This window comes from Streptomyces sp. NPDC087420 (assembly GCF_044744165.1).
Lineage (GTDB): Bacteria > Actinomycetota > Actinomycetes > Streptomycetales > Streptomycetaceae > Streptomyces.
The window spans coordinates 113,248-132,503 of the sequence record NZ_JBIUXU010000005.1 but is presented as its reverse complement, the minus strand read 5'-3'; the positions used below and the strand labels follow the sequence as shown (position 1 = coordinate 132,503).

The window sequence follows — 19,256 nt, the reverse complement described above, 5'->3', positions numbered from 1 at the left end:
AGCAGCGACGTGACATGCGCGCAACACGCAGTGAACATCGGAGGTTTCTGGCCGTCAAGAGGTTGCGCACCAGTATTTCCGGCCTTCCCGCCATGGCTGGAGTTCTATTGATCGGACCTCCGCCGAGGACTCCCCCACCGGTCCCACCCGCCCGACCGGGCCGGGCATTCCTGTACGTGAACATCCCGTCCGGACGTGAACTCGGCACGCCCGGTGGAAAACCCGTACTCACCATGGACACGCAAAGGTCCGGACCTGAAGATGGGGGTCCCCACATACCGAGGAGTCGTTCACATGGATAGACGACACCTGCTCGCCGGCGGCGCCGCGCTCGCGGCGGCCGCGACCGTCCTCCCCGCCCCGGCCGCGTCGGCGGCCCCCGCACCCGCCCCCACAGCGGCCGCTCCCTCCCCCCAACTGCCGTCCAGGGCCGCGATCATCAGCGTGCTGCGCCGGGTCGCCGACCAGTGGATCGGCGCGCACGGCAACTCGGGCGACAACGGCTGGGCCAACGCCACCTTCTTCAGCGGTCTGCTCGCCGTGTACCGGCTGACCGGTGAGGCCCGCTACCTCACCTACGCCAGGCGCTGGGCGGAGAAGTACGCCTACGGCCTCAACGGCGGGGTCAACACCCGCCACGCCGACAACCACAACGCGGGACAGGCCTACCTCGACCTGTACGAGATCGAGCCCTCGGCCCAGAAGCTCACGGCCATCGAGGCGTCCCTGCGCCGCATGGTCTACACGGACCAGCCCGCCAAGAACGACGACTGGTGGTGGGACGACGCCCTGCACATGGCGATGCCGCCCTTCGCCCGCCTCGGCAAGCTGCGCAACGACACCCAGTACTGGGAGAAGCTCTACAGCCTCTACCACCACACCAAACACGTCCAGGGAGGCCCGGGTCTGTACGACGCGGCCACCGGCCTGTGGTACCGCGACGACCGCTTCCTGCCCGGCAAGATCGTCTCGCCGGGCGGCAAGCCGGTGGTGTGGTCACGGGGCAACGGCTGGGTGGCCGGCGGCCACGTCAAGACCCTCAAGACCCTGCCCTCCTCCGAACGCCACGTCGCCGAATACCGCACCGCCCTCACGCAGTTGGTCACGGCGGTGGCCAAGGTGCAGCGGACGGACGGCTTCTGGAACGTCAACCTCGCCGACCCCGCGCACCTGCCGGGACCCGAGACCAGCGGCACGTCCTTCTTCGTGTACGGCACCGCGTACGCCGTCGCCACCGGGCTGGTCGCCCGCACCGCCTACCTGCCGGTCGCGGCCCGCGCCTGGAACGGGCTGGTCGCCACCGCCGTGCACCCCGACGGTTTCCTCGGCTATGTGCAGAAGGTCGGTGACCGGCCGGAGTCGAGCCAGCCGGTGACGTACGAGAGCACCGCCGACTTCGGGGTGGGCGCGTTCCTGCTCGCCGGGTCGGAGCTGGCGGGGCTCGCCACCTGAGACCACCGCCCCACAGGACACAGCGGTCGCGCGGGCCCCTGCCGTACCCGCGCGACCGCAGTAGCGTGGTGGGCATGACTTTTCACGAGGAGGCGCGCGACGCGTTCCGGCGGGGCGACACCACCGTCGTGGAGCGGCTGAGCCGGCGCGAACTGGACCGGGCGCGCGGGGCGGGCGACCCCGCGGCCGAGGTGGACGCGCTCTGCATGCTGGCCCGGGTCCAGGTGCGCGGCGGCGATCTCGCCGAGGCCGGGCGGTGGGCCGCGCAGGCCCGCGAGGTGGCGGTGAGAAGCGGCGAGAAGCGGCTCGGATCGGGCCCCGCGCACATCCTCGCCGGAGTGGCCACGATGTCCGGCGACCTCGAATCGGCCCGGGTCCTGATCGGGGAGAGCGTCACGCTCCACGAGGAGATCGGCGACACCCGCATGGTCGCGGTCGAGCACCACAACCTGGGTTACGTGGAGCTGCGCCTGGGCCGGCCGGACCGGGCCAGGGACCTGTTCGCCGAGGTGCGCGCGCGGGCGCTGGCGGCGGACTGGCCCGACATGCTGCCGTACGTGACCGCCGACGCGGCCGTGATCGCCGACGTGGACGGGGACCACGCCCGGTCGGCCCGGCTGCTGGGCGCCGCCGTGGCCGCGTACCGGGCGGCCGGGCAGATCCCGGACCCGGACGACGCCGTCGAGCAGGACGCGCTGCGGGAGCGGTTGATCGCCGCGCTCGGGGCGGACGTGTTCGACGTCGAGTACACGGCGGGCGCGGCGCAGGACGCCCGCCGGGCCCTGGCGCTGCTGGCCGTCTGAGGGATCCCGCGCCGGCTCCCCCGGCGGCGGCCAAGCCTTGACGGGAACGATCATCGTGCGTTCTCCTCGGGAAGAAGCCGGACCGCGCACGTTCCGGACACCCGTTGTGGAAGGAACGACATGCCGGCTGCGTTCTTCTCGGCCCTGGACCGTCTCGAATGCTCCAGGACCGGAGTGGTGAGCGACCCCGACGTGGTCCAGGGGACCTCGGCGGTGGGCGCCCCGCTCCTGGCGCGCTACGACCTGGAACGGGTACGGGCCACCGTGACCCGCGAGGAGATCGCGGGCCGCGCCCCCGACCTCTGGCGCTACCACGAGCTGCTGCCCGTCCGCGACGCGCGCCACGTGGTCTCCCTCGGCGAAGGCATGACCCCGATGCTCGGCCTGCCCCGCTACGGCGCGAGCGTGGGGGTGCCCGGGCTGCGGATGAAGGACGAGGGGCTCATCCCGACCGGGAGCTTCAAGGCACGCGGCGCGGCCGTCGGTGTCTCCCGCGCCGCCGAGCTGGGCGTGACCGGGATCGCGATGCCGACCAACGGGAACGCGGGCGCCGCGTGGTCCGTCTACGCCGCCCGCGCCGGGATGCGCAGCCTGATCGCGATGCCGGTCGACGCCCCGGAGATCACCCGTACCGAATGTGTGGTGTCGGGCGCGGAGCTGTTCCTGGTGGACGGCCTCATCGGCGACGCGGGCAAGCTGGTGGCCGCGGCGGTCGCCGAGCGCGAGGGCTACCAGGAGGTCTCCACGCTCAAGGAGCCGTACCGCCTCGAGGGCAAGAAGACCATGGGGTACGAGATCGCCGAGCAGCTGGGCTGGCGGGCCCCGGACGTGATCCTGTACCCGACCGGCGGCGGGGTCGGGATCATCGGCATCTACAAGGCCCTGCTGGAGATGCGGGAGCTGGGCTGGCTGACCGGGGACCTGCCGCGGCTGGTCGCCGTGCAGGCGACGGGGTGCGCGCCGATCGTGGACGCGTTCGCGCGCGGTGACCGCGAGAGTGCGGCCGCCGTGGACGCCCGTACGGTCGCCTTCGGCATCACCGTGCCCAAGGCGCTGGGCGACTTCCTGGTCCTGGACGCCGTACGGGAGACGGAGGGCACCGCGATCGCGGTGACCGACGAGGAGCTGCTGGCCGCGCAGTCGGCGGTGGCCCGCGCGGAGGGCGCGTTCGTCTGCCCCGAGGGCGCCGCCTGCTTCGCGGCCGTGGAGCAGTTGCGCGCCTCCGGCTGGCTGAGCGGCGACGAGAACGTGGTGGTGCTGAACACGGGAAGCGGGCTCAAGTACCCGGAGACCGTCCCGGTGGACGTACCGACCCTGCCGGTGCACGGCCGGATCCCGGCGCGGGGCGCGTGAGGTGCGGGGGGGCGTGAGGTGCGGGGGGCGTCAGGGCGCCGCGCGCGTGAGGTGCAGCGGGCGCCGGGGCGTCAGGGCGTGATCGTACGGAGGGGCGCGCCCGCCCGGTAGGCGGCGATGTCCTCCACCGCGCCTCCGTAGAAGACGCCGTACGTCTCCTCGGTGACGTACCCGAGGTGCGGGGTCAGCACCGTGCGCGGCGCGGTACGGAGCGGGTCGTCGGCCGGCAGGGGCTCCACGTCGTAGACGTCGAGGCCGGCCCCGGCGATCCGGCCCTCGCGCAGGGCCTCGACGAGGGCGTCCGTGTCGACGAGCGGGCCGCGTGAGGTGTTGACGAGGTAGGCGCCGGGCTTCATGAGCGCCAGCTCGCGGTGGCCGACGAGGCCGGTGCTGCGGGCGCTGAGCTTGTAGTGCAGGGTCACCACGTCGGCCGTCGAGAACAGCGTCTCCTTGCCGACCGGTTCGGCGCCGCACGCGCGGGCGTGCGCGGGGTCGAGATGGGTGCTCCAGGCGATCACCCGCATGCCGAAGGCGTTGCCGACGGCGGCGACCCGCGCGCCCAGCCGCCCCAGGCCGACCACGCCGAGGGTACGTCCGTGCAGGTCACCGCCGAGGGTGTGCTGCCACTCCCCCCGGCGCATCCCGGCGGACTCCTCGGGGAGGTGCCGCATCAGGGAGAGGATGAGGCCCCAGGTCAGCTCGGGGGTGGCGTACGGCTTGCTCTCCGTACCGCAGACCGTGACGCCGTGGCGGTGCGCGGCGGCGACGTCGATGGAGGCGTTGGCGGCGCCGGTGGTGACGAGCAGCTTCAGGTCGGGCAGGCGCGCGAAGCGCTCCTCCGTGAACGGGGTGCGTTCGCGCATCGCGACAACGACGTCATGGCCGCGCAGGGCCTCGACGAGCGTGTCGGTGTCGGCGAGGTGTTCGTGCAGGAAGGTGACCTCGGCGTCAAGGCTGTGCCAGTCACCGAAGCGGTGAGCGGCCTTCTGGTAGTCGTCCAACACGGCGACGCGCACGGTCGTTCCTCCCTGCCTGGCTGCTGACGACCGAAGCCTACGCGGGCGGCTCCGGCGCGGCCCGCGCCGGGCACGGAGCCGCGCCCGGGGAGTGGTGCCGGTCCCCCGGGCGCGGCCGGTGCGCGGTGGTGGTACTCGCGCCGTGTCAGCTGCCTACTTGAGCAGGTAGGCCTTCACGACGGTGACGTCGTACGTGTAGCCCTTCGTGTCCGTCAGCTTCGCCTTGAAGGAGACCGAGGTGGCCTTCTTCGGGTGGCTCAGCGTCAGGCTCTTCTTCCCGTCCTTCGCGGTGGTGACCGGAGCCTTGGCCCACTTCGTACCGCCGTCGTACGAGACCTGTACGGACAGGGACTTGAAGCCCTTGCCCGCCGCCGGGCCGTCGATCGCCAGCGGGACGGTGAGCTTCTTGCCGGCGGCCGCGGTGCTGGCCAGGTCGAGCTTCGGGAGGAAGCGGACCGTGGACAGCGGGAGGTTCGCGCCTTCAGCGGACGGCCGCTTGGAGACGAACGACCAGGAGGCGACAAGGCGGGTGGTGACGCCCGCCAGCGCGGTGGAGCGGGTCGCGTCGGTGCTGACGACGTACCGCGCCGACGTGGCGGGCAGGTTCTCGGCGACCTGGCAGAGGTCCTCGCGCTTGTCGAGGATCTTCTTGCCGTCGGCGGTGATCACCGTGCGCTGCTTGGTCGCCGCGGACTGGCCGAAGTGCCCGGCCCCGTCGGTGAACTCGTCCACGCAGACCAACATGGCGTTGTCCTGCCGCGCGCCGCTGTACGGGCCCACCCGCGGGCTGAACACGCCTACGTTGTAGGTCTTCGTGTACGTCTTCTTCGCCTGATACGTCTTCGCACCGTCGGAGCCGAGGTACACGCCGTCCTCGTCCCCGCTCTGCTGCTGGCCCACGCCGAACTCCCACGTGAAGCCCTTGGGGACCGTGACGTAGGTCTTCGCCGTGGTGGGCAGGGCGAACAGCTGGGTCCCGATGCCTATCCCGTCGCCGTTCGCGCTCCAGAACGAGCTGACGTAGCCCGTGCGCTTCTTGGCCGAGGCGCCGATCTTGACGTTCACCAGGGCGAGTTCACCGGCGGTCGCCTTGTGGCTGAACCCGGTGTAGGCCGAACCGGCACGGTTGTAGAGCAGGTGGTAGTTCGTACTGCCCTGCTGCCAGAGAGCGCCCACCTGCGCGTTGAACTGCTTGGCGGGGAGCGCCGCGCCGATCTGGGCCGTGGAGACGCCCTTGAGGCTGTCCAGGAACCAGGTGGCGCCGAACGCGTAGGGCGTGTCCAGCAAGTAGCTCGTGTAGGCGGAGACTTCCTTCGCCTTGCCCGGTGGTGTGATGCTCAGCGGCTTCGCCTTGCGGGCGTCGAACGTGAGCGTGGCGTTCTTCGTGACGTCGTAGTTCGGCTGCACGAGCAGCGCGAAGGTCGGAGCCCCGCCGGTCTTCGGGCCCTCCACCGCCACGTCGAAGAGATACCTGCCCTTGGGCACCCTGACCTTCACGGTGCCGTCACCGTCCGCGTCGTACGGGGACTCCCAGAAGGGGGTGTTGTGTCCCACGACCTCGGCCAGGCTGTCCGTGGGCCTGCCCTGGACGTCGATGGACTTGAGCGTGAGGTCGTACGACTCCTCCTCACGGATGACGCCGAAGGACGTGAGAACGCGCTGTCCGCCCTCGGTGGCCGTGGCGACGACGGAGCCGGAATAGGCGCCGTCCGCTCCCGCGACGCGGGTGTCCGAGGTGAGGACGGCGTTCGCGGTGCCGCCCGCCGGCACGGTCAGCCGGCCGGTGTCCAGCCCGAAGGCGCCGGCCGGGGCCGCCTTGCCGTCGGGACCCGTGGCGGCCACGGAGAGGTCGAGGGTGACCGGGGTGTCGCCGTTGTTGCGGTAGGTGAGCGTCCGGGACCCGGGCTTGTCGTCGGCGTGCGGCCACTGCTGCACCCCGAAGCTCACGGAGGTCTCGTCGCTCACGACCGACTGCGTGACGGCCCGGGCCACGTCCACCCGGCCGGTGCCCTGCTGGTACGCGGAGAGGCCGGCGCCGGGCGCGGTGGAGGCGGTGAGCGCCTGCTTGATCCGCGCGCCGGTCCAGTCCGGGTGCTCCTGGGACAGGATCGCCGCGGCTCCCGCCACGTGCGGGGTCGCCATGGACGTACCGGACAGGGCCACGTATCCGTCGGCCGCCGGGTCGCCGATCTGCCCCTGGGCGGCCTTGGCGGCCACGATGTCCACGCCGGGCGCGGTGAGGTCGGGCTTCAGCGTTCCGTCGGTCGCCGGTCCGGTGCTGGAGAACTCGGCGAGCTGGTCGGCGTGGTCGACGGCGCCGACGGTGAGGGCCGCCGCCGCGCTGCCCGGGGAACCGACGGTGCGTGCGTCAGGTCCTTCGTTGCCCGCCGCGACGACGAAGAGGATGCCCTTCTCGGCGGAGAGCTTGTTCACCGCCGCCTCGATCGGGTCCACCTCCGGGTAGTCGTGCCCGCCGAGGCTGAGGTTGGCCACCTTCGCGCCCTGGTCGGCGGCCCACTGCATGCCGGCGACGATCCCGGACTCGTCACCCGAGCCGGAGTCGTCCAGGACCTTGCCGTCGAGGATCCGCGCGCCGGGCGCGACGCCCTTGTACTTCCCGCCGGACTTGGCCCCGGAGCCCGCCGCGATGGACGCGACGTGCGTGCCGTGGCCCACGTGGTCGACGGTGTTCCCCGACCCGGAGAAGTCCTTCTGCGCGATCTCGGTGCCCTGGAGATCGGGGTGCGTCTCGTCGACCCCGGTGTCCAGTACGGCGATCTTCACGCCCTTGCCGTCGTACCCGGCCTGCCAGGCGGCCGGCGCGCCGATCTGCGCGACGCTCCTGTCCAGGCTCGCTTCGCGTTTGCCGTCGAGCCAGACGCGTCCGATGCCCGCCCCGGCGACACGCGCCGAACTCCCCTGCGTGCCAGGGGCGGTGAGCGCCTGCCACACCTCCGAAGAGGCCGCCTTCGGTGCGGTCACCGCCTCCGCGGAGAGCACCGGCAGGCTGCGGCGCACCGACACGTCGGCCGCCGCGAAGGCCGACTTCGCCCGCGCCTTCTGCTGGGTGTACGACACGATGAGCGGCAGCGTCGTACGGTGCGCGTCGTCGTACCCGTCCGCGATCAGGCCGGTGATGTCGAAGAGCCGGCGGTCCAGCTTCCCCTGGGACACCAGTTTCGCCGCGTCGGCCGGCAGGACGTACGTCCGCCCCTGGAACTGGCGTACCGCCATGGCGATGTGGCCGCGGCCCTCGGCGGGCCGCACCCGGCTGACCCGGCCCTTCGCGTCCGCGTAGACCCGGTCACCGGTGACCAGGGTGATGACGGAGGACGCGCCGCCGGTCCGCGGCGCCTCTCCCGCCGGAGTCCCGACGGTGTGCGGTGCCGCCGCGGTCACGCCCGTCGTGAGGCCCGCCGTGAGCAGGGCCGCGACCATGGCCGCGCCCGCCCTCGTTCTCTTGCTTCTGAGCAAGTCTCCCCCAGCGCTGAAGTGAGTTCCGACCTCAACTGGACTTATTTGAGCTTTAGTTGAGGTCCACGCGATCAGTTGAGGCCGCGTTTGAACAGAAGAGGCGATTTCCGTGCGACGGGTTCCCCCGGAGTCGACATTCGCCGGGAACGCGCCAGGAACACGTCCGAGAATCACACCCAGACTTGATGTGGACATGGCATACTTGCCGCCGACGCTGGTCACGTCACTCGTATGGGATCCGCTCCATCACGTTCCGACACCTCCGAACGAGAGAGATGCGCGCATGCGTCACAGACGAGAGCGACTCCGCTGGGTGACCGGGCTCCTGTCGGCACTCGCCCTTCTGGGGCCGGCGGTGACCATGTCACCGGCCGTGGCGGCCGACGCCCAAAAATCCACGCGCGTAGCGGACGGCCCGGTCTCCTGGTCCCCCGACCTGTCCCGGGTCGACGCCGACGACGTCAACGTCCGCTTCGTACAGGGCGCGTTGGGCCTCCGCCGTACGGACGTCCCCGCGACCGCCACCACGGCAGGCGAGCGGGGGTACGGCTCCCAGGTCCTCGCGCCGAGGACGCTCGACCGTCCCGTCAACCGGGTCAGGGCCGAGCTGTCCGCCCGTACCCCCGCCGGCTCACGGGTCACCGTCGAGGTCCGGGGACGGTCCGCCGACGGCACCTGGACCGAGTGGCGCGAGGTGGAGGGCACCACCGCCGCGGCCCTGCCCCGTACGGTCGGCGCCGTACAGGCCCGCCTCACGCTGTGGGACGGGGACGGGGACGGCGACGGGCACGCGCGGGTCGACGGACTGCGGCTGACCGCCGGCCGCGGCCCCGAGCCACGGGCCACCGGGGCGGCCGCCGCCGTCAGCGCCCGGGTCTTCGCGACCCGCGAGGGGCTCGTCGGCCGGACGACGGCCAACGGCCATGTGATCCAGCCGGACGACCACTTCGTCGCCCTGCCGTCCCGGCGCGGCCTGTCGCCGAACGGCAGCGGCCAGTACTCCGTACGGGTCTGCGGCCCCGCCCGCTGCGAGACGGCGCCGGTCTGGGACGTCGGGCCGTGGAACACCCGGGACGACTACTGGAATCCGTCGTCGGTCCGGGAGAGCTTCAAGGACCTGCCGCAGGGCAGGCCCGAGGCGCAGGCGGCGTACGAGAGCGGTTACAACGGCGGCCGCGACGGCTCGGGCCGGCTGGTGGCCAACCCGGCCGGGATCGATCTCGCGGACGGCACCTTCGCCAACATCGGCCTGGCGGACAACGGCTGGGTGACCGTCACCTACCTGTGGACCGGCGCCTCGACGGGCACGTCCTTCCCCACCTGGGGCACGGACGTACGCGTCCGGGAGCAGCCGACCACACAGTCCCGCGAGGTGTCACGGCTGCCGGGGCCCACCCGGGTCACCGTCTCGTGCCAGGTGCACGGCGAGCGGATCACGGTGGAGGGCATCACGAACGACGGCTGGGCCTACCTGCCGGACCACGGCGGCTATGTCTCCAACATCTTCATCGATGTGCCCGAGGCCTGGCTGCCCGGAGTCCCGGCATGCTGACCGTCCCCGTCCCTCCCCGGCGAAGGAGCAGTCCCATGCGGCACGAGCGCCTCTCCCGGCACCGGCGGCTGTGGTCCGTCCTCGTCACCGTGCTTCTCGCGGCGGTCGGCCTCACGGCCGCTCCCGCGCAGGCGCGTACCCCGGCCGGGGACGGCCCCCGTACCGCCCGCCTGCTGGCACCGAACTTCAAAGCGCCCTTCCCCTGCGGCCAGCGATGGACCCTGAGCCACCATTCGGCCGAGGTGCGCCGCGCCCTGGACTTCGTACGCGCCGACGGCGGCGCCACCGCGGGCACCCCGGTCCTGGCCTCCGCCGCCGGCACGGCGACCCGCATGTCACAGCCCGCCGGGGCGGGCAACTACATCGTGATCGACCACGGCGGCGGCTGGCAGACCTACTACTTCCACCTGGCCTCCTACTCGGTGGCGAGCGGCGCCTCCGTGGGCCAGGGGCAGCAGATCGGCGTCACCGGCTCCACCGGCAACTCCTCGGGCGCGCACATCCATTACGAGCAGCTGCTCAACGGCACGGGCCAGAACATCGTCATCAACGGCGGCGCGCTGCCCTACCTGTCCCAGTACAACCAGTCCTACCTGACCAGCGACAACGGCTGCGGGGGCGGCGGCACCAACTTCCGTACCTGGGGCACGGACATCCGGGTCCGGGCCGACGCCTTCCTCACCTCGCCCGTGGTGACGGTCCTGCCGGGTCCGACCAACGTGTTCGTGGTCTGCCAGAAACAGGGGGACACCGTCAACGCCGAGGGCTACACGAACCGTTGGTGGAGCAAGCTGCGCGACCAGGGCGGTTTCCTCTCCAACATCTACATCGACCATCCCGCGGCCCAGCTCCCCGGCGTTCCCCTCTGCTGACCGCCCTCACACCGCCTGGCCCACCCCCACCCACCGCCCCGGCCGCCTCAGCGCGCCGGGGCGGCCGGGGTCTCCGGCGGGCGCAGGGACGCCCAGAGGAGTGCGGAGGCGTAGGAGCGGTACGGCGACCAGGCGGCGGTGCGCCCTTCGACGTCCCGGGGCGTGGGGAGCGTGTCCAGGCCCCAGCCGCGCTCCACGGCCCGCCGGATCCCGACGTCGCCCACGGGCAGCACGTCGGAGCGCCTGAGCTGGTGGAGGAGGAACATCTCCGCCGTCCAACGGCCCAGTCCGCGTACGGCGGTGAGGGCCGCGACGGCCTCGGCGTCGGTGAGGCCGTCCAGCCCGTCCACGTCGATCAGACCGCCGAGCCGGCTCTCGGAGAGCGCCAGCAGGTACGACGCCTTGGCGTGCGAGAGCCCGCAGGCGCGGAGCCGTTCGGGGCCCAGCGCGACGATGCCCGCGGGGTCGGGCAGGGCGCCGATCGCGGCCCGGATCCGGTCGAAGAGCACAAACGCCACCGCTGTGGAGATCTGCTGGCCGGCGATGTGCAGCACCAGGGCCGCGAACCGGTCGCCCTCCGTCCGTCCGCCGTCGTCCCAGCGGAACGGGTCGGGACGGCCGTACGAGGCGGTCAGACGAGCCAGTACCGGGTCCAGGCGGGCGAGTTCGCCGTACGGGTCGCCGGTGGCCGTGGTGGGTCGTGTGCTCACGGTGTCTCCTGGTCGCGCGGGTCGGTGAGGGGCGGGTTGCGCGGGTACGGGGCGACCGTTTCGGCGAGCACCGGGACCGTGGTCCTGACGACGTGGCGCGGGTTGAAGCGCACCCGCCGCCCCGTGCCGCCGTCGTCGCCGGGCACCCCCGGCGCGGTCCAGTCGACGGCCGCCGTGCCGGACAGCTGGAGGGTCGTGCCGGTGGTGAAGTCCAGGAAGAGGAGGGCGGCGGTGCTGTCGGCCGCCAGATTGCCCAGGCTGTTGAACATGTTGTTGCCCGGATAGTCGGGCCACCACAGGCCGTCACGGTCGGCCCGGACGAAGCCGGGCGTGCCGCCCCGGTGGGAGGCGTCGGCTCCCCGGGTCGGGTGGGCGGTGCCCAGGAAGAAGGTGTCGGCCACCCGGACCAGCCTCACGTCGTCCGCGTCCAGCGTGTCTCCCGGCCACACCTCGGCGACCGGGGTGCCCGCGCGGCCCGGCGGGCGGTGGAGGTGGCGCCGCTGGATGTACTGGGGGCAGTTTCCGTACGCCTGGTCGACCTCGACCGTGAACCCGGACGGGCCGACCCCGGCCAGGGAGCCGTTGATCCGCAGCCGGCGGCGGGTGGCGAAGTCGATGGCGATCATGCCGGCCGGCTGCCCCGCGGCGAGCCCGGCCAAGGGGTCCCCGGGGGCCGGCAGGGCGTGGACATCCAGGGACTGGTCGTGGGCGGCGAGGAAGCCGGGGGCGCCGGGCAGGGGCGAGGTCCAGAGCAGACCGTCGCGGTCACGGGCGGTGAGGACGGCCAGGTCACGGTCGCGCAGGAAGATCGCCGCGCCCCCGCTCAGGTCGGGCGGGGCCAGCATGCCCGCCAGGCGGGCGGCCGGGCCGCCGACCCCGGCGCGCCGCTGCACCGCCAGCTCGCCCTCGTGGAAACCGGTCGGAACGCCCATTCCACTCACCCCTAACGTTTGACGCGCACCTTTACCATTAGGTGCGCGTCAAGAGAACCACGTATGGCCGGGCTCGTCAAATGGATGGGACGATCGACAGCCATTAGGGTCCCGGTTAGGCTGAGGACATGGAGAGCACCGATCCCCCCGCCGCCCCACCGGGCGCCCCGCCCGCGCCCCTCGGCGAGCCCCTCCCGGTGGAGCTGATGAACACCCTCTGGGCGGACCGGGAGGGTGTGTACGACGCGCTGGTGGACGCGGGCGACCTGGCGCGGTGGCTGCGCGCCGTGGAGGCGCGCTTCTCGCCGCGCCTGGAGCTGGACGGGGCGGAGGCGGGGGCCGCGTCCGATTCCGGCCGGCCGCCCGTGGAGCGGTTCCGGGAGCTGCGCGACGCGCTCCGGCGGCTGGCCGCCGTCGCTACCGGGGACACCCGTCCGGCCGCCGCCTCCCCGGTCCCCGACCTGGCCCCGGCCGTCGCCGCCGTGAACCGCGCCTGCGCGTACGCACCCACCTGGTCGCAGCTGGCCTGGAACGAGGACGAGCCGCCGGCACGCGCCGACGGCTCGTCGTACAGCCCGGAGGCCCGGGCCCTGTCACGGATCGCGGAGGAGTCCGTACAGCTGTTCACCGGGCCTGACGTGGCCGAGCTGCGCGCCTGCCACGCGCCCGGCTGTGTGCGGTACTTCGTGCGGGCCCACCCGCGCCGGGAGTGGTGCTCGGCGGGCTGCGGCAACCGCGCCCGCGTCGCACGCCACTACCGGCGCCACCACCCGGGCGCGGTGTCCTGACCTGTCGGTCAGGCCGGCCCCGCCTGGCCTGTCGGTCAGGCCGGCCCCGCCGACGTGCGGCGGGCGCACTCCGCGACCATCTCGCGCAAGCTCCCGGTCCGCTCGAACAGTTCACGCTGTACGCGGGCGCCGTTGCCCGTCTTGAACAGGTGGGCCACCCCGTTCTGGACGGAGATCAGGTCCCCGCTGTCGTCCAGCGCCTCACGGACATGGGCGAGCAGCGCCCCCACGACGGACTCCGCGCGATCCGGTTTCATGGTCTCGGGGTTGATCAGCTCGTCGTCGAGACCGGACCGGCCCGCCCGCCAGGCCGCCAGCCTGAGCAGACCGACCCCCGGGTCCACCACCGGCTTGCCCGCCCGCCAGTCCCGGGCCGCCGTCTCCACCAACGCCCTGACCAGCGTGGCCACCAGCACCGTGGTGGAGGCGTCCAGGCAGACGTCCGCCACCCGGATCTCCACCGTCGGCCAGGCCGCCGAGAGGCGGGCGTCGAAGTAGATCATCCCGGTGTCGCGCAGGGCGCCGGTGCCGACCATGGCGTCGACCTGGGCGTGGTAGCGCTCGGCGGAGCCGAACACCTCCACGGGTCCCGCCGACGGCCACCGACCCCAGACACGGCTGCGGTAACTGCTGTACCGGGTGTCGTTGCTCTGCCAGAAGGGCGAGTTCGTGCTCATCGCGAGCAGGACCGACAGCCACGGCCGGATCCGGTCGAGCACCGCCACACCCTCGTCGTCCGACTCCACCGCCACATGGACGTGGCAGCCGCAGGTGATCTGTTCCTGCGCGGTCAGCCCGAACTGTTCCTTGAGCCAGTCGAAACGCTCGCCCGGGTTGATGGACGGCCCCACGGTCAGCGGCGAGGTCGCCAGCGCGGCCACCGCGGCGCCGGCGTTCGCCGCGTGATCGGCCGCCTCGGCGCGCCACCGCATGATCTCCCGCGACAGTTCCCCCATGTCCGTCTGCGGATGGGTGGCGAACTCCAACTGGGATCCGTGCAGTTCCAGCTCGAACACGTCCGCGTCACTGCTGTCCTGGGAGGCGAAGGCCAGGACCGCCGCGGACAGCGCCCGGGGCTCGCCCGTCGAGGCGTCCACGAGCAACAGTTCTTCCTCCACACCGACACTGCGCACAACGACCGCCTTCCTTGAAATACGGCACGTTCGCGCCGGGTGCTGCGTGTGCCCCGGTTCCGCGTCGCCGAACGTGGCAAGCCCGAAAAGGCGGAGCTCAAGGGCTGTCCCGCGCCGGGATCGTGCGCCGTCCGGCGGGTCACCCGTCGTTATCCACGGTAACCCGGGATGATGAACCGAACGTCTGATCGCAGGGACCGATGTGGAGGAGTGGGCACATGCCACACGAACGAGCGGGACAGCCGGCGCGTCCGGAGGATCTCACCGATGTCGCCCGCCTGGTGACCGCGTACTACGCCCTCCATCCCGACCTGGACGAGCCGGGTCAGCGGGTGGCGTTCGGCACCTCGGGACACCGCGGGTCGTCGCTCGACACCGCGTTCAACGAGGACCACATCGCCGCGACCAGCCAGGCGATCTGTGAGTACCGCGCCGATCAGGGCACCGACGGCCCCCTCTTCCTCGGCATCGACACCCACGCGCTCTCCGAGCCGGCCCGGGTGACCGCCGTCGAGGTCTTCGCCGCCAACGGTGTGACCCTGCTCCTCGACACGGCCGACGGCTACACCCCCACCCCTGCCGTGTCGCACGCGATCGTCACGTACAACCGCGGGCGCACCTCCCACCTCGCCGACGGTGTGGTGGTCACCCCGTCGCACAATCCGCCCCGCGACGGCGGGTTCAAGTACAACCCGCCCAGCGGCGGCCCCGCGGGGTCCGACGCGACCGGCTGGATCCAGGACCGGGCCAACACGATCATCGCGGCCGGCCTCAAGGACGTACGGCGCCTGCCGTACACCCGCGCGCTCGCCGCGGAGACGACCGGACGCTACGACTTCCTCGGCGGTTACGTGGCCGACCTGCCCGCCGTCCTCGACCTGGAAGCGGTCCGCGCGGCGGGGGTACGGATCGGCGCCGACCCGCTCGGCGGCGCGTCGGTCGGCTACTGGGGCCGGATCGCCGAACAGCACCGGATCGACCTGACCGTGATCAATCCCCTGGCCGACCCCACCTGGCGGTTCATGACGCTGGACTGGGACGGCAAAATCCGGATGGACTGCTCGTCGCCGTACGCGATGGCCTCGCTCATCGAGGGGCGCGACCGGTTCGCGATCACCACCGGCAACGACGCCGACGCCGACCGGCACGGCATCGTGACCCCGGACGCCGGGCTGATGAACCCCAACCACTACCTCGCCGCCGCCATCGGCTACCTCTACGCCCACCGCGACCAGTGGCCGGCGGGCGCGGGCATCGGCAAGACCCTGGTGTCCTCCGGGATGATCGACCGGGTCGCCGCCGATCTCGGCCGCCGGCTGGTGGAAGTCCCCGTCGGCTTCAAGTGGTTCGTGGACGGGCTGTCCGACGGATCGATCGGCTTCGGCGGGGAGGAGTCGGCGGGCGCGTCGTTCCTGCGGCGCGACGGTGCGGTGTGGACCACCGACAAGGACGGCATCATCCTCGCCCTGCTCGCCTCCGAGATCCTCGCGGTCACCGGCAAGACCCCCTCCGAGCACTACACCGCGCTCACGGCCCGCTTCGGCGAGCCCGCCTACGCGCGCATCGACGCCGCCGCCACCCGCGAGGAGAAGGCGATCCTGGGGCGGCTCTCCCCCGACCAGGTCACGGCCGACACCCTCGCGGGAGAGCCGGTCACCGCGGTGCTCACCGAGGCGCCCGGCAACGGCGCGGCCATCGGCGGCATCAAGGTGACCACGGAGAGCGCGTGGTTCGCCGCGCGCCCGTCGGGCACGGAGGACGTCTACAAGATCTACGCGGAGTCCTTCCAGGGCCCCGACCACCTCGCGCGGGTGCAGGAGGAGGCGAAGGCCGTCGTCGCGGCCGCCCTCGCGGGCTGAGACACCGCACAGGACAGCGCCGGGCCGCCCCCGACCGGGGCGGCCCGGCGCTGTCCGTCGTGGACCGCCCACGTCCCTCTCCCGGGTGAAAGTTGTCCCGCGTCGCGAGCGGTGGACGCCGGCACAACTCGGCGCCCCCACAAGGCGGGCGGGGCATACCGGTGGGCCATACGCGACGCGCCGGGAATGAGGCGGTGTCACCCGCCCGGTGAATCCGCCGCCATGCTGCTTGCCGAGTCCACCCGCGACCGTCGAGCCGGAGGAGAGCGTCGCAGTGACGACGATGGGCACGGAAGGGTCGGCCGAGGCCGACGAGAGCTACCAGAACGAAAAGCCGGTCGTGCGCAAGCGGCCCGGTTATATCATCGTGGGCTGGCTCACCACCACCGACCATAAGACGATCGGTTCGTTGTATCTCATTACCTCATTCGCGTTTTTCATCATCGGCGGGGTGCTGGCGCTCTTCATGCGCGCCGAACTGGCCCGCCCCGGCATCCAGATCGTTTCGCACGAGCAGTTCAACCAGGCATTCACGCTGCACGGCACCATCATGCTGCTGATGTTCGCGACCCCCCTGTTCGCCGGGTTCACCAACTGGATCATGCCGCTCCAGATCGGCGCGCCCGACGTGGCGTTCCCCCGGCTCAACGGACTCGCCTACTGGCTGTACCTCTTCGGTTCGCTCATCGTCGTCAGCGGTCTCCTGACGCCCAACGGCGCCGCCGACTTCGGCTGGTTCGCCTACTCCCCGCTCACCGACATCGTCCGCTCGCCGGGCATCGGCGGAGACCTGTGGGTCATGGGTCTGGCGCTGTCGGGCTTCGGCACGATTCTCGGTTCCGTCAACTTCATCACCACGATCATCTGCATGCGCGCCCCCGGCATGACGATGTTCCGGATGCCGATCTTCACCTGGAACGTGCTGCTCACGGCGCTGCTGGTGCTGTTCGCCTTCCCCGTCCTGGCGGCGGCGCTGCTCGCCCTGGAGGCGGACCGCAAGTTCGGCGCGCACGTCTTCGACCCGGCCAACGGGGGCGCGCTGTTGTGGCAGCACCTCTTCTGGTTCTTCGGTCATCCCGAGGTGTACATCATCGCCCTGCCGTTCTTCGGGATCGTGACCGAGATCCTGCCCGTCTTCAGCCGCAAGCCGGTCTTCGGCTACATCGGGCTGGTGGCGGCGACCATCTCGATCGCGGGCCTCTCGATCACGGTGTGGGCCCACCACATGTTCGTCACGGGCGGGGTGCTGCTGCCGTTCTTCTCGTTCATGACCTTCCTGATCGCCGTACCGACCGGGGTGAAGTTCTTCAACTGGATCGGCACGATCTGGAAGGGCTCACTGTCGATGGAGACACCGATGCTCTGGTCGATCGGATTCCTGGTCACGTTCCTCTTCGGCGGACTGACCGGCATCATCCTGGCCTCGCCACCACTGGACTTCCACGTCTCCGACTCGTACTTCGTCGTCGCGCACTTCCATTACGTGGTGTTCGGCACCGTGGTGTTCGCGATGTTCGCCGGATTCCATTTCTGGTGGCCCAAGTTCACCGGGAAGATGCTGGACGAGCGGCTCGGCAAAATGACCTTCTGGACGCTGTTCTGCGGTTTCCACGGCACGTTCCTGGTGCAGCACTGGCTGGGCGCGGAAGGAATGCCCCGCCGGTACGCGGACTATCTCGCCGCCGACGGGTTCACCGCGCTCAACATGGTCTCCTCGATCAGCGCGTTTGTCCTCGGCCTGTCGATGCTGCCGTTCTTCTACAACGTCTGGAAGACCACCAAGTACGGCAAGAAGGTCGAGGAGGACGACCCGTGGGGCTACGGCCGCTCGCTGGAGTGGGCGACCTCCTGCCCGCCCCCGCGGCACAACTTCCTGACCCTGCCGAAGATCCGCTCCGAGTCCCCCGCCTTCGACCTCCACCATCCGGCCATCCGGGCCCTGGAGGAGGAGAGCAACCGGCCCGTCGACTCCACGACCGTGGCGCCCGGGGACAAGCAGCGGTGAAGCCGGAGGAGGACAGCGTCCGGGGGCTGGTCCAGTTGGAGGGCTACCTCCTGTGGAGCGCCGAGATCGAGGAGATCAACCGGCGGGCGGCCCTGTTCACCGCGCAGTTGCCCTGGCTGACCACCGCCCAGCGGGAGGACGTGGAGCGTGTGTACACCGCCGACCGGATCGCGGTGTCCAAGGCGGTGCTCGTACGGATCGCGGAGCGCGCCCACGAGTTGCGCGGCGAGTACACGGAGCGCTACGAGCAGCTCAGGACGCGCTGTGTGGCCGCCGCGCTGGTGGCCGCCGGCGCGGCGACGGGCACCTGCGCGGCGTTCACCCTGCTGGTCCGCTGACGCGCCGGCCGTCCGCCCCGCCGAGCAGGGCCAGGTCGGCCGGGTCGAGGACGACGGCGGACGCCGCCATGTTCTGCTCCAGGTGGGAGAGCGAGGCGGTGCCGGGGATCTGGACGATCGAGGGCGACCGCGCGAGGCCCCAGGCGATCGCCACCTGGTGCGCGGTCGCCCCGTGGCGTTCGGCGACCGCGTGCAGGTTGTTGTCGGCGAGGGTGCCGTGGCCGCCGCCGAGCGCGAAGAACGGCATGTACGCGATGCCGGCGGCCGCGCAGGTGTCGACCAGCGCCCCGTCCTCCTGGTCGAGCACACCGAAGCGGTTCTGCACCGCGGCGACCGGGGCGACGGCCCTGGCCTCGGCGAGCTGCCCGGCGGACACGTTGCTGACACCGAGGTGGCGGATCAGCCCTTCGTCCCGCAGCGCCGCCAGGACCGCGAAGCGCTCGGCGAGCGGCGGGCCGCCCTTCGCGGAGAGCCGCCCCACCCGCAGATACACCAGGTCGAGGACGCCGACGCCCAGTTCCCGCAGGTTCCGCTCCACCGCCGGACGCAGTTGCTCGGCGGTGGCCTCCCCGTACATCTCGCCGTCCGGCTTCCGCAGCGGGCCGATCTTGGTGGCGATCGTCAGATCGGCGGGGTACGGATACAGCGCCTCGCGCAGGAGGTCGTTGGCGCGCACGTCGCCGGAGAAGTAGAACGCGGCGGTGTCCAGGTGGCGGGCGCCCAGCTCGACGGCCCGGCGCGCGACCGCCAGCGCGGCGTCCCGGTCGTGGACGGAGCCGTTCCGCGCGACCGGCAGCTGCATCGCGCCGAAGCCCAGCCGGGGGATCGTGGTGGTCCCGCCGAGCGGGAAGTCTCGCCGGGGGGCGGGCCCGGGTGTGGAGGAGGGAGTCATGGCGGCAGCATGCTCACGGGAGCGCGGGACGATCAAGTCCGACGTCCGCGCGGTGCGTGGGATTTCCTCCCAACAGG

15 protein-coding genes are annotated in these 19,256 nt (G+C 71.8%); 9 read left to right on the top strand and 6 right to left on the bottom strand.

From position 1 onward, the window contains the following. Positions 1 to 294 precede the first annotated feature (294 nt). The 3 genes from ACIO1C_RS11540 (at position 295) to ACIO1C_RS11530 (ending at position 3,608) form a co-directional block, all read left to right on the top strand. Positions 295 to 1,452: a glycoside hydrolase family 88 protein gene (locus ACIO1C_RS11540; RefSeq protein ID WP_401861314.1), complete on the top strand. Its 1,158-nt coding sequence runs from the start codon at positions 295 to 297 to the stop codon at positions 1,450 to 1,452. Between the two features lie 74 nt (positions 1,453 to 1,526). Continuing rightward, positions 1,527 to 2,255 (top strand): hypothetical protein, encoded by a 729-nt coding sequence (locus ACIO1C_RS11535; protein WP_401861311.1) that lies wholly within the window; start codon positions 1,527 to 1,529, stop codon positions 2,253 to 2,255. 120 nt (positions 2,256 to 2,375) lie between these two features. Next, complete coding sequence (locus ACIO1C_RS11530; RefSeq protein ID WP_401861308.1) at positions 2,376 to 3,608, top strand: threonine synthase; 1,233 nt, start codon at positions 2,376 to 2,378, stop codon at positions 3,606 to 3,608. A gap of 71 nt (positions 3,609 to 3,679) precedes the next feature. Here the strand turns inward: ACIO1C_RS11530 and ACIO1C_RS11525 are convergent, their stop codons facing one another. Together ACIO1C_RS11525 and ACIO1C_RS11520 are read right to left on the bottom strand one after the other, a co-directional pair. Beyond that, positions 3,680 to 4,624, bottom strand: a complete 945-nt coding sequence (locus ACIO1C_RS11525; protein ID WP_401861306.1) for a D-2-hydroxyacid dehydrogenase family protein — start codon at positions 4,622 to 4,624, stop codon at positions 3,680 to 3,682. Between the two features lie 153 nt (positions 4,625 to 4,777). Continuing rightward, a complete protein-coding gene (locus tag ACIO1C_RS11520; RefSeq protein WP_401861304.1) occupies positions 4,778 to 8,098 on the bottom strand; it encodes a S8 family peptidase in 3,321 nt (1,106 codons plus the stop codon). Between the two features lie 283 nt (positions 8,099 to 8,381). Here ACIO1C_RS11520 and ACIO1C_RS11515 point away from each other — a divergent pair, with 283 nt between their 5' ends. Beyond that, a complete protein-coding gene (locus ACIO1C_RS11515) occupies positions 8,382 to 9,650 on the top strand; it encodes a hypothetical protein (protein ID WP_401861302.1) in 1,269 nt (422 codons plus the stop codon). Between the two features lie 35 nt (positions 9,651 to 9,685). Then, positions 9,686 to 10,522 carry a M23 family metallopeptidase gene (locus tag ACIO1C_RS11510; RefSeq protein ID WP_401861299.1) on the top strand — a complete coding sequence of 279 codons (837 nt, stop codon included), beginning with the start codon at positions 9,686 to 9,688 and terminating at the stop codon, positions 10,520 to 10,522. Between the two features lie 47 nt (positions 10,523 to 10,569). On the opposite strand, the gene ACIO1C_RS11505 is transcribed toward ACIO1C_RS11510, so the two are convergent. Together ACIO1C_RS11505 and ACIO1C_RS11500 are read right to left on the bottom strand one after the other, a co-directional pair. Beyond that, positions 10,570 to 11,232 carry a DNA-3-methyladenine glycosylase family protein gene (locus ACIO1C_RS11505; protein WP_401861296.1) on the bottom strand — a complete coding sequence of 221 codons (663 nt, stop codon included), beginning with the start codon at positions 11,230 to 11,232 and terminating at the stop codon, positions 10,570 to 10,572. After that, positions 11,229 to 12,164, bottom strand: a complete 936-nt coding sequence (locus ACIO1C_RS11500) for a pyridoxamine 5'-phosphate oxidase family protein (RefSeq protein ID WP_401861293.1) — start codon at positions 12,162 to 12,164, stop codon at positions 11,229 to 11,231. The genes ACIO1C_RS11505 and ACIO1C_RS11500 overlap by 4 nt, the downstream gene beginning before the upstream one ends. Before the next feature lie 128 nt (positions 12,165 to 12,292). On the opposite strand from ACIO1C_RS11500, the gene ACIO1C_RS11495 reads away from it, so the two are divergent. Beyond that, complete coding sequence (locus tag ACIO1C_RS11495; RefSeq protein ID WP_401861292.1) at positions 12,293 to 12,952, top strand: CGNR zinc finger domain-containing protein; 660 nt, start codon at positions 12,293 to 12,295, stop codon at positions 12,950 to 12,952. Positions 12,953 to 12,987: 35 nt separating this feature from the next. On the opposite strand, the gene ACIO1C_RS11490 is transcribed toward ACIO1C_RS11495, so the two are convergent. Further along, a complete protein-coding gene (locus ACIO1C_RS11490; protein ID WP_401861289.1) occupies positions 12,988 to 14,085 on the bottom strand; it encodes a glutamate--cysteine ligase in 1,098 nt (365 codons plus the stop codon). Between the two features lie 218 nt (positions 14,086 to 14,303). Here ACIO1C_RS11490 and pgm point away from each other — a divergent pair, with 218 nt between their 5' ends. The 3 genes from pgm (at position 14,304) to ACIO1C_RS11475 (ending at position 18,287) form a co-directional block, all read left to right on the top strand. Beyond that, the gene (gene pgm / locus ACIO1C_RS11485) at positions 14,304 to 15,944 is read left to right on the top strand and encodes a phosphoglucomutase (alpha-D-glucose-1,6-bisphosphate-dependent) (protein ID WP_401861287.1); all 1,641 of its coding nucleotides are present in this window, start codon (positions 14,304 to 14,306) and stop codon (positions 15,942 to 15,944) included. 283 nt (positions 15,945 to 16,227) lie between these two features. Continuing rightward, positions 16,228 to 17,949, top strand: coding sequence for a cytochrome c oxidase subunit I (gene ctaD, locus ACIO1C_RS11480; RefSeq protein ID WP_401862160.1), 1,722 nt, complete (start codon positions 16,228 to 16,230; stop codon positions 17,947 to 17,949). Next, on the top strand, positions 17,946 to 18,287 hold the full coding sequence (locus ACIO1C_RS11475; RefSeq protein ID WP_401861285.1) for a hypothetical protein: 342 nt from the start codon (positions 17,946 to 17,948) through the stop codon (positions 18,285 to 18,287). The genes ctaD and ACIO1C_RS11475 overlap by 4 nt, the downstream gene beginning before the upstream one ends. Here the strand turns inward: ACIO1C_RS11475 and ACIO1C_RS11470 are convergent. After that, positions 18,268 to 19,179 (bottom strand): aldo/keto reductase, encoded by a 912-nt coding sequence (locus tag ACIO1C_RS11470; RefSeq protein WP_401861282.1) that lies wholly within the window; start codon positions 19,177 to 19,179, stop codon positions 18,268 to 18,270. The two genes, ACIO1C_RS11475 and ACIO1C_RS11470, sit on opposite strands and share 20 nt — an antisense overlap. Positions 19,180 to 19,256: the final 77 nt, after the last annotated feature.

Bases quoted from the DNA above. Each gene is read 5' to 3' on its own strand.
- ACIO1C_RS11470 (WP_401861282.1), bottom strand. From the start codon at position 19,179: ATGACTCCCTCCTCCACACCCGGGCCCGCCCCCCGGCGAGACTTCCCG.
- ACIO1C_RS11510 (WP_401861299.1), top strand. From the start codon at position 9,686: ATGCGGCACGAGCGCCTCTCCCGGCACCGGCGGCTGTGGTCCGTCCTC.
- ACIO1C_RS11495 (WP_401861292.1), top strand. From the start codon at position 12,293: ATGGAGAGCACCGATCCCCCCGCCGCCCCACCGGGCGCCCCGCCCGCG.
- pgm (WP_401861287.1), top strand. From the start codon at position 14,304: ATGCCACACGAACGAGCGGGACAGCCGGCGCGTCCGGAGGATCTCACC.
- ACIO1C_RS11500 (WP_401861293.1), bottom strand. From the start codon at position 12,164: ATGGGCGTTCCGACCGGTTTCCACGAGGGCGAGCTGGCGGTGCAGCGG.
- ACIO1C_RS11515 (WP_401861302.1), top strand. From the start codon at position 8,382: ATGCGTCACAGACGAGAGCGACTCCGCTGGGTGACCGGGCTCCTGTCG.
- ACIO1C_RS11530 (WP_401861308.1), top strand. From the start codon at position 2,376: ATGCCGGCTGCGTTCTTCTCGGCCCTGGACCGTCTCGAATGCTCCAGG.
- ACIO1C_RS11535 (WP_401861311.1), top strand. From the start codon at position 1,527: ATGACTTTTCACGAGGAGGCGCGCGACGCGTTCCGGCGGGGCGACACC.
- ACIO1C_RS11540 (WP_401861314.1), top strand. From the start codon at position 295: ATGGATAGACGACACCTGCTCGCCGGCGGCGCCGCGCTCGCGGCGGCC.
- ctaD (WP_401862160.1), top strand. From the start codon at position 16,228: ATGGGCACGGAAGGGTCGGCCGAGGCCGACGAGAGCTACCAGAACGAA.